This window comes from uncultured Microbacterium sp., from assembly GCF_963521695.1.
In the GTDB taxonomy this organism is placed as follows: domain Bacteria; phylum Actinomycetota; class Actinomycetes; order Actinomycetales; family Microbacteriaceae; genus Microbacterium.
Genome location: NZ_CAUQWC010000172.1, coordinates 1 through 7,468, shown reverse-complemented (window position 1 = coordinate 7,468; position 7,468 = coordinate 1). Strand labels below are relative to the sequence as shown.

Sequence of the window (7,468 nt, the reverse complement as noted above, 5' to 3'; positions counted from 1 at the left end):
CGTCGGCATCGGGGGCGTCGGCGGCCTCGACGGCGAGTGCGATATCGTCGACGTCGTCATCGAGTGCGAGCAGGGGGGCGGCCGCACCCGACACCGCCTGACCGGCGGCCGCACGGCTGTGGGGAGACCGGCGCTGCACGCGGACGGCGATGACGACGACCGCCACCACGAGGGCGGCGGCGGCGAGGGCGATCGCCGTCGGCACCGCCCACGCGAGATCAGGCATCGGCATCGGGCGCGTCACCGACGAGGAGCAGGGCGCGAAGCTGATCGACGTCGTCGACGGCCGCCTGGGCGCCCTCGGCCTCGTGCGGCCAGCTGAAGCCCCACCGCACGAAGATCACCGGCACGCCGGCATCCTGACCGCCTTCGACGTCGTGGTGCCGATCGCCGATCAGCACGGGGCGCGACGTATCCACGCCGGCGACGTCGAGCCGACGGAGCGCTTCGCGCACGATATCGGACTTGGCGCTCAGCGTGCGCTCGTCGAGGGTCGCGCCGACCATGGCCTCCAGATCGGGGGCCAGACCGAAGTGGTCCATCAGCGCCACGACCTGAACCTCGGGCTTCGAGCTCGCCGTCGACTGAGGGATCCCTGCCGCGTGCAGGTCGTGCACCAGCTCGCCGACCCCCGGATACAGCCGAGCGCTGACCGTGTAACCCTCGCTCTTGTTCAAGCCACGGTAGAACGCGACGGCCTCGACGGCCTGCTCGGGAGTCATGCCGACGTTCACCTGGAACGACTCGAACATGGGCGGGCCGATCCAGTGCGACAGCTCGCCCCGCGTCGGCGGCGTTCGGCCGAAGTGGTCGAGCGTGGTCGTCAGGCGGCGGAGGATCCCCTCGGACGCGTCGACCAGGGTTCCGTCGACGTCCCACAGGACGCACGAGAAGGGAGAGCGTTCGGGCATGCGTCCACGCTACCGGCGCGGTGTGCCGCTGGGTCGCCGGGATGCCGTGTCGTTCGGCCCGGTCAGGTGCAGATCGGAGCCTTCCGCCAGGAGGCCGGACTGCCCGGCTCAGAACAGGCGGGGTGCGCCCGACTGGACGCCCTTCATCTCGTCGTAGTCGAGGGTGAGACACCGGATGCCGCGGTCGGTGGCGAGCACGCGCGCCTGCGGCTTGATCTCTTGCGCGGCGTAGACGCCCGTGACCGGCGCCAGTAGAGGGTCGCGGTTGAGCAGCTCGAGGTAGCGCGTGAGCTGCTCGACGCCGTCGATGTCGCCGCGGCGCTTGACCTCGATCGCGACGGTGCCGCGACCGTCGTCGTTGCGCAGGAGCAGATCGACGGGGCCGATGGCGGTGGGGTACTCGCGGCGCACGAGCGTGAGGTTCTCGCCGACCACCGACACCTGCTCCGCCAGCAGGCGCTGCAGGTCGGCCTCGACGCCGTCTTTGATCAGGCCGGGGTCGACCCCCAGGTCGTGCGCGGTGTCGTGGAAGATCTCGTGGATGCGCACGAGCAGCGCATCACCCGTCTTGGCGTGCGTGACACGCCACCGCTCGATCACCCCGTCTTCGACGTCGACCTCGTCGGGCTGCTCCATCGTGAGCGCGCAGGGCGGGCTCATCCAGTTGAGCGGCTTGTACGAGCCGCCGTCGGAGTGCACGAGCAGGCTGCCGTCACCCTTGTGCACGAGCAGGCGGGTGGCGAGGGGCAGATGCGCGTTGAGGCGGCCGGTGTAATCGACGGAGCAACGGGCGATGACGAGACGCACCCGTCGAGCCTAATCGCGCCGTGCGGGTTGCCTGGCGGGCTCGGCCACCGGGAGAGGCTTCGCGGCTCCCGAGAACAGACCGGATGCCACGATCAGCCCGACCACGATCAGCAGCGTGGGGAGCAGGCCGATGTGGTCGCCGATCCATCCGAGGATCGGCGGGCCGCACAGGAACGCGACGTACCCGATGGTGGCCGCGGCGGCGACGCGAGAGGCGGCCTTGGCAGGGTCGTCGGCGGCGGCCGACATGCCGATCGGGAACCCCAGCGAAGCGCCGAGACCCCACAGAGCGGCGCCGAGGAAGACGAGGGGACCGAACGGGGCGAGGATGAACAGCAGCAGTCCGGCTGCGGCCGTTCCGGCGAGCACGCGAAGCACGAGCACGCGCCCGAGCTTGTCGACGACGGGACCGCCCACGATGCGTCCCACCGTCATGGCGACGGAGAAGACGGCGAGAACCGCCGGGCCCGCCTCTTCGGGTGCGCCGTGTCCGTAGACCACGGCGGACGGCAGCCAGTCGTTCGCGCTTCCCTCGGCGAAAGCCATGCCGAGCATGATGACGCCCAGCGTGTAGGTGCGGGGTTCACGCCACGCCTGCAACGAGACGGTGAGGCGTTCGCGCCAGTGCGCGCGCTCCTCGGGGGCGGGGGCGTCCATCGCGACCTCCGCGCGCGGCACGTTGGCCACCGAGACGAAGGCGACGACCAGGATCACCACGCCCATCGCGACGCAGTGCGCCATCACCGGGATACCCAGGCTCACGGCGAGGAAGCCGAGGCCCGCCCCGATCACCGTCCCGAAGCTGAAGAACGCGTGCAACAGAGGCATGATCGTGCGGCCGGTGGCCTTCTCGAGCGCCGCGCCCTCGACGTTCATCATGACGTCGACCGCGCCGTTGCCGAATCCGAAGAGGGCCAGACCCACGAGGGCGACGCCGAAGAGTTGCAGGGTGTCGGCGCCGAAGCCGATGACCGCCAGGCCGATACCCACGAGCACGAGCGCCACGAGCATGCCCGATCGGGCGCCGATGCGCGCCATGACGGCGGGGGCGATGGAGAGTCCGATGATGGATGCCACGCCCATGCCGAGCAGGAGCAGTCCCACGCCGGAATTCTCGATGCTGAGGGACTCGCGGATGGCGGGCACGCGCGACGCCCAGGTCGAGATGCTGAGGCCGCTCGCGAGGAAGATCGCGCAGATCGCGACATGCCAGCGCACGAGCTGCGAGCGGGTCAACGTGGAGTGCATGTGCACACTCTAACGAATCGATTCGACATCGATCGAATCGATTCGGGATCGGTGCGCTCGACGGGTAGCATCGCCCCGTGAGCACCCGTCGCGCGACCATCAACGACGTCGCCCGCGAAGCCGGCGTCTCGCCGTCGACCGCCTCGGTCGTTTTCAGCGGAAAGACGCCCACCTCGGAGGCGACCCGCGCCCGCGTGCTCGCCGCCGCCGAGAGCCTGGGCTACACCGGTCCCGACCCCCGCGCGGCGTCACTGCGGCGAGGGCGATCGGGCATCGTGGGGGTCGTCTTCGACCAGCACCTGGGCACCGCCTTCCTCGACCCCGTCACCACGCACATGATGGACGGCCTCGCCGACGGCGTCTCGCGGCTGGGGGCTGCTCTTCTCCTGCTCCGCGACGACGGCGTGACCGTCAGCGAGCCGTCGCTGCACACGGCCCCCATCGACGCGGCCGTCCTCATCGGCTGCAGCCCCCGGATGCGCGACTCGCTCGAGATCGTGCGAGGCCGCGGCATCCCGGTCGTGGTGGTCGAGGGCGACGCGGGCGAGGGGATCCCTCGTGTGCTGCTCGACAACGCCGACGCGCAGCGAGCCGCCGCCCGCCATCTCGCCGACCTCGGCCACGATGACGTCGTGATCGTCACCCTGCCCGTCGACACCGGGCGCCGACGCGGATGGCTCGCCGCCGATGCTCTCATCCGCGTCGATGTCACCGCCGACCGACTCCGCGGCGCGCGAGAGGTGTTCCCCGACGCGCCCGCGCTCGCCGCGGCGACCAGCTCCATCGACGAGGGTGCGATCGCCGGGCGCGCGATCTTCGCCGAGCGTCGGCCCACCGCGGTCATCGCCCAGAGCGACCTGCTCGCCGCGGGGGTCATCCGCGCCGCGGAAGAAGCGGGTCTTCGCGTGCCGCAGGACGTCAGCGTCACCGGCTTCGACGGTGTGGTGGTCGACGGCCTCGCCCCCCATGTGCTGACCACGCTCGTGCAACCCGCCACTGCGAAGGGGCGCGCCGCGGGCGAGGCCGTGGCCGCGATGCTCGAAGACGCGGTGCCCTCGGGTCTCGACCTCGAGTGCACCTTCCGGGCCGGGACCACGACGGGGCCACCGCTTAGCATGTGAGACCCGTGGGTTCTGCGACTCTCATGCGCCGCATAGAATAGGTCCGACACCCCGAGAGCCCGGGCAACCGCCCGTCGACCCCGAGGAGGCCCGCACATGTTGGTGTTCCTCGGCGCCTTCGCGGCCCTCCCGCTGCTGCTCCCGTGGTTGGTTTCTCGGATCGGTGCCCGCGCGTTCTACGTGGCCGCCGTGCTCCCGTTGCTCGCATTCGCGCACGCCATCGTGCTGGCCCCCGCGGTATTCGCCGGAGACATTCCGTTCGAGGAATACCGCTGGATCCCCGCCATCGACATCTCGCTCTCGATGCGCATGGACGTACTGGGCTGGCTGCTGACGCTCGTCGTCACTGGCGTCGGAGCGCTCGTCATGCTGTACTGCCGCTGGTACTTCCGCGGAAAGACACAGGGCGTTGGGCAGTTCTCGGCCGTGCTGCTGGCTTTCGCCGGCGCGATGTACGGGCTGGTGCTGACCGACGACATCGTCGTGCTGATCATGCTCTGGGAGATCACGAGCGTGCTGTCGTACCTGCTCATCGGGTACTACCACGCCCGGTCCTCGAGCAGGCGTGCCGCTCTGCAGGCGCTCCTGGTGACGACGCTCGGCGGACTCGTCATGCTGATCGGCGTCGTGCTCATGGTGGTGCAGGCGGGCACGTCGAGCCTGTCGGCCATCCTCGCCGACCCGCCGACCGGCACCGTCGTCGACATCGCGGTGCTGCTGCTGCTCGTCGGCGCGCTGAGCAAGTCGGCGATCTTCCCCTTCCACTTCTGGCTGCCGGGTGCCATGGCCGCCCCCACCCCCGTCAGCGCCTACCTGCACGCCGCGGCCATGGTGAAGGCCGGCATCTACCTCGTCGCGCGCCTCGCACCCGGTTTCGCCGAGACGCCGTTCTGGCGGCCGACGCTCATCACGCTCGGCGTGTTCACCATGTTGCTGGGTGGGTTCCAGGCGCTGCGCGAGCGCGACCTCAAGCGCATCCTCGCGTTCGGCACGGTCAGCCAGCTCGGCTTCCTCACCGTCATGCTCGGCTACGGCACACGGGATGCCGCTCTCGCCGGCGTCGCGCTGCTGCTCAGTCATGCGCTGTTCAAGTCGTGCCTCTTCCTCATCGTCGGCGTCATCGACCGCCAGCTGAACACCCGTGACATCGGACAGCTCTCGGGCCTCGGACGCCAGGCGCCGGTGATGGCGACGGCGTCGTTCATCGCGATCGGATCGATGGCCGGTGTCATCCCCACCCTGGGTTTCGTCGCGAAAGAGACGGCTCTCACCGCGCTGCTGCACGAGGCGGAAGCCGGCGCCGGGTGGGGCGTCGTCGCGCTGATCGGCATCGTGCTCGGGTCCGCCCTGACGGCGGCGTACGGCATCCGGTTCCTGTGGGGCGCCTACTGGACCAAGCGCGATGTGACGACGACCGACTGGCCGGACCCCCCGATCGGGTTCCTCGCCTCGCCCGTTCTACTCGCCGCCGCCTCGCTCGCGCTCGGCTTCCTCTCGCCGATCGTCGACCACTGGCTCGCACCGTACGCCGACGGGGTGCCCGAGGCCACGCCGGGAGTCCCGGCGCCCGACTACCCCTACCACCTGGCGCTCTGGCACGGTCTGGAGCCGGCGCTGTTCATCTCGCTCGGCACCCTCGCCCTCGGCGCCGGCGTGTTCTGGGTGGTGCGCAAGACGCAGCTGCACAAGCGTCGACGCGTTCTGCCCTTCACGGCGAACGACGTGTACAACCTCACGCTGCGGTCGATCGACCACTCGTCCGAGTGGATCACCGCGCGCTTCCAGCGCGGCTCGCTGCCGTTCTACGTGGGCACGATCTTCGTCGTCCTCGTCGTGGCCGAGGGTACCGCCCTCCTCGCGTCGAGCGAGTGGCGTGCCCAGCTCGACGCGTGGCAATCGCCGACCCAGCTCATCTCGGCGCCGATCATGATCGCGGCCGGCATTCTCGCCGTGCGGGCGCGCAAGCGCTACACCGGCGTCGCGCTCGTGTCGGTGACGGGGCTCGGCATGGTCGTGCTCTTCGCGACCAGCGGGGCGCCCGACCTCGCGCTCACGCAGGTGCTCATCGAGACCGTCACCCTCGTGGTCTTCGCCCTCGTGCTGCGGCGCCTTCCGGCGCGCATGGGCGAGCAGAACGAATCGGTGGCGCCGATCGCCCGGGCCATCCTCGGCGCGGGGGTCGGACTGACAATGGCCCTCGTCGCCATCGTCGCGACCGGTGCCCGGCAAGACCTTCCGATCTCGCTCGAGTGGCCGCCGCTCGCGTACGAGATCGGTCACGGGCGCAACGTCGTCAACGTCGCCCTCGTCGACCTCCGCGGGTGGGACACGATGGGCGAGCTCTCGGTTCTCGTGCTCGCCGCCACGGGCGTGGCATCCCTCGTCTTCATCACCGACCGCAGCGACAACCTCGCCCGCCGGTCCGGTACCGCCCGCAGTCGAACCGGCATCGGGCGCCGTCGTCCCCTCATCGAGACCGACAGCGGTGTGCGGGCGCGGCGTCCGGGTGAAGCCGACGCCCCGCGCGCATGGCTGATCTCGGGGTCGAAGGTGCAACCCGAGAACCGCTCGATCCTGCTCGAGATCATCGTGCGGGTGCTGTTCCACTCGATCATGATCGTGTCGCTGTACCTCCTCTTCGCCGGTCACAACCTTCCGGGTGGAGGCTTCGCCGGCGGCCTGGTCGCCGGGATGGGGCTCGTCATGCGCTACATCGCCGGTGGGCGCTGGGAGCTCGGCGCCGCTGCTCCCACCGACGCCGGTCGTCTGCTGGGGGCCGGCATGGCGATCGCCGTGCTCTGCGCCCTGCTGCCGATGGTGTTCGGGTTCGCGCCGCTGCAGAGCTTCACGTTCGAAGGCGATCTCCCCCTCATCGGGCACTGGGAGTTCGTCACCAGCACGATCTTCGACGTGGGTGTGTACCTCGTGGTGATCGGTCTCGTCCTCGACGTGCTCCGCAGCCTCGGAGCCGAGGTCGATCGACAGTCGCAGCATCCCGAAGATGCGGAGATGGCCCCCTCATGACCATCTCCCTCGTCCTCGTCATCGTCATGGCCGCGCTCTTCGCGTGCGGCGTCTACGCCATGCTCGAACGCAGCCTCACCCGCGTGCTGATCGGCTTCCTGCTGCTGGGCAACGCGGCCAACCTGCTGCTGCTGATCATGATGGGAGCGCCCGGTCGCGCCCCGTTCTACGACGACGGCGCGACCGATGTGTCCGAGATGTCGGATGCGCTCCCGCAGGCGCTCATGCTGACCGCCATCGTCATCACCTTCGCGATCTCCGCCTTCCTGCTCGCCCTCATCTACCGGTCCTGGCAACTCGGCCAGGCCGACACCGTCGTCGACGACGCCGATGACGTCGCCCTGCGCACGCGCACGG

6 protein-coding genes and 1 pseudogene are annotated in these 7,468 nt (G+C 70.1%); 3 read left to right on the top strand and 4 right to left on the bottom strand.

The genetic code is table 11. The annotated features are described in order from the left end of the window. From RWP81_RS12295 to RWP81_RS12280, 4 genes and pseudogenes are all read right to left on the bottom strand, one after another. Positions 1–232 (bottom strand): annotated as a pseudogene (locus RWP81_RS12295) (hypothetical protein); the annotation flags it as partial. Beyond that, positions 219–911, bottom strand: a complete 693-nt coding sequence (locus RWP81_RS12290; RefSeq protein WP_314456493.1) for an HAD hydrolase-like protein — start codon at positions 909–911, stop codon at positions 219–221. The gene RWP81_RS12290 and the pseudogene RWP81_RS12295, both read right to left, overlap by 14 nt. 108 nt (positions 912–1,019) lie before the next feature. Beyond that, positions 1,020–1,718 (bottom strand): endonuclease NucS, encoded by a 699-nt coding sequence (nucS, locus tag RWP81_RS12285; RefSeq protein WP_243502216.1) that lies wholly within the window; start codon positions 1,716–1,718, stop codon positions 1,020–1,022. A 9-nt stretch (positions 1,719–1,727) separates the two neighbouring features. Next, positions 1,728–2,966 (bottom strand): MFS transporter, encoded by a 1,239-nt coding sequence (locus RWP81_RS12280; protein ID WP_314456490.1) that lies wholly within the window; start codon positions 2,964–2,966, stop codon positions 1,728–1,730. Positions 2,967–3,043: 77 nt separating this feature from the next. Between RWP81_RS12280 and RWP81_RS12275 the strand changes: the two genes are divergently transcribed. The 3 genes from RWP81_RS12275 to RWP81_RS12265 all read left to right on the top strand — a co-directional run. Further along, positions 3,044–4,087 (top strand): LacI family DNA-binding transcriptional regulator, encoded by a 1,044-nt coding sequence (locus tag RWP81_RS12275; RefSeq protein WP_314456488.1) that lies wholly within the window; start codon positions 3,044–3,046, stop codon positions 4,085–4,087. Between the two features lie 96 nt (positions 4,088–4,183). After that, entirely contained in the window at positions 4,184–7,111 is a 2,928-nt protein-coding gene (locus RWP81_RS12270) for a Na+/H+ antiporter subunit A (protein ID WP_314456486.1), read from the top strand. Further along, positions 7,108–7,468 (top strand): NADH-quinone oxidoreductase subunit K (locus RWP81_RS12265; protein ID WP_314456484.1); only part of this gene is annotated, 361 nt, incomplete at its 3' end. The genes RWP81_RS12270 and RWP81_RS12265, both read left to right, overlap by 4 nt.